Below are 1730 nucleotides of genomic sequence, written 5' to 3' on the forward strand. Positions count from 1 at the left end.
TGGCCCGTGGCCAAGGCCTGCACCCCCACGATGGGGCCGGGCCGCTGCGCCAGGTGGGCCAGCACGGCGCGCAGGCCGGGCTCGCCGCCGTGGTACAGCACCGCGTCGAAGGACACGGCCGGGGCCTGCCAGTCGTCAGCCAGCGCGATGGCGTCGCGCACCTCGGGCGGCAGGCGGTCACGCAGGGGCGCGGCCTGGGCCGGCCAGACGGCGCGGCTGCCCACTGCCAGTACCGCGGCCAGTTGCAGCAGGCGGTCTTCGTCGGTGTCGGCCAGGCCCAGTACCGCTTCGCGCGGGCGCAGGCTGTAGACGTTGCGCTCGCCGGTGGGGCCGGGCAGCACGCAGTCCACCCCCACGCGGGCGGCCAAACCCAGGTGGTCGCAGGCCGCGGCCACGGCCGCCAGCCCTTGGGTGCTGGCCCAGACGTGCAGCAGCCGCAGCGGCGCGGGCACCTGGGTCGCACCGCTTCCACCCGACCAGGCCACGGCGCGGGCCAGGGCGTCGCCCGGGTGGCGCGCCAGCAGGCGGTACAGGTAGAGCGGACCGCCGGCCTTGGGGCCGGTGCCCGACAGGCCTTCGCCGCCGAAGGGCTGCACCCCCACCACCGCACCCACCAGGTTGCGGTTGACGTACACGTTGCCGGCGTGCACCCGTTGCGACACGCGTTCGATGGTCTCGTCGATGCGGGTGTGCACCCCAAAGGTCAGGCCGTAGCCGGTGCGGTTGATCTGCTCGATCAGCGCGTCCAGCTCGCGGCGGCGGTAGCGCACCACGTGCAGCACCGGCCCGAACACCTCGCGCTGCAATTCGCTGATCGAGTCCAGCTCGATCACCGTGGGCGTGACGAAGGTACCGTACGCGGTGGCGCCGGGCACGCAGCGGGCGCGCTGGAACACGCGGCGGCCCTGGGCGCGCAGGGCCTCGATGTGGCGTTCGATGCCGTCGCGCGCTTCGGCGTCGATGACCGGGCCGATGTCCACCGCCAGCGCGGCCGGGTTGCCCAGGCGCTGTTCGGCCAGTGCGTCTTGCAGCATGGTCAGCACGCGGTCGGCCACCTCTTCTTGCACGCACAGCAGGCGCAGGGCCGAACAGCGCTGGCCGGCGCTGTCGAAGGCCGAAGCCACCACGTCGTTGACCACCTGTTCGGTCAGGGCGGACGAGTCCACCACCAGGGCGTTCTGGCCGCCGGTTTCGGCGATCAGGGGCACGGGCTGGCCGCTGGCGCCCAGGCGCTGGGCCAGGGTGCGCTGCAGCAGGCGCGCCACCTCGGTGGAGCCGGTGAACATGACGCCTTGCACGCGCGGGTCGGCCACCAGCTGGGCGCCCACGGTTTCGCCCCGGCCGGGCAGCAGCTGCAACGCCGCGCGCGGCACCCCGGCCTGCCACAGCAGGCGCACGGCCTGCGCCGCCACCAGCGGGGTTTGCTCGGCCGGCTTGGCCAGCACGGTGTTGCCGGCGGCCAGGGCCGCGGCCACCTGGCCGGTGAAGATGGCCAGCGGGAAGTTCCACGGGCTGATGCAGACCACCGGCCCCAGCGGCAGGTGGCTGGCGTTGTCGAACTGGGCGCGCACCTGGGCGGCGTAGTAGCGCAGGAAGTCGATGGCCTCGCGCACCTCGGCGATGGCGTTGGCGGTGGTTTTGCCGGCTTCGCGCACCAGCAGGCCGATCAACGCCGGCAGCTCGGTCTGCATCGCGTCGGCGGCGCGTTCCAGGCAGGCGGCGCGCTCGGT

1 protein-coding gene is annotated in these 1730 nt (G+C 74.0%); it reads right to left on the reverse strand.

Annotated elements, in window-relative coordinates:
- Nucleotides 1–1730: L-glutamate gamma-semialdehyde dehydrogenase (locus CON77_RS15040; protein WP_101050422.1), on the reverse strand; the 1730-nt coding region annotated here is incomplete at both ends.

The sequence above is a fragment of the Macromonas nakdongensis genome (assembly GCF_002837145.1).
Lineage (GTDB): Bacteria > Pseudomonadota > Gammaproteobacteria > Burkholderiales > Burkholderiaceae_C > Macromonas_B > Macromonas_B nakdongensis.